This is a genomic window from Mameliella sp. CS4 (genome assembly GCF_019392335.1).
Lineage (GTDB): Bacteria > Pseudomonadota > Alphaproteobacteria > Rhodobacterales > Rhodobacteraceae > Antarctobacter.
The window spans coordinates 1-243 of sequence record NZ_JAHXRQ010000262.1 but is presented as its reverse complement, the minus strand read 5'-3'; the positions used below and the strand labels follow the sequence as shown (position 1 = coordinate 243).

Below are 243 nucleotides of genomic sequence, written 5' to 3'. Positions count from 1 at the left end.
CCCACCAGCATTTTCTGATCGCGCGGCACCCCCATCGCCAACTGATAGCGGTAGGGGGTTTCGCCGCTGACGTACAACCCATCGAGTTTGAGCTGGCGCAGGCTCCAGACGCTGGATGCCAGATCGCTGATTACGGCATCCACTTCGTCAGTGGCCAGTGCTTGCAGGGTCGAGCTGACATTGGGCATCGCCACCAAATTGAGGTCGGGGTGGTGGGTGCGCAGCAATTCATGAGGCGCGTAG

1 protein-coding gene is annotated in these 243 nt (G+C 60.5%); it reads right to left on the bottom strand.

Features of this window, described 5'->3' with window-relative positions:
* Positions 1 to 243, bottom strand: a 243-nt coding sequence (locus KZZ07_RS27325; RefSeq protein WP_219520178.1) for a type 2 periplasmic-binding domain-containing protein, incomplete at both ends; no start/stop codon positions are given.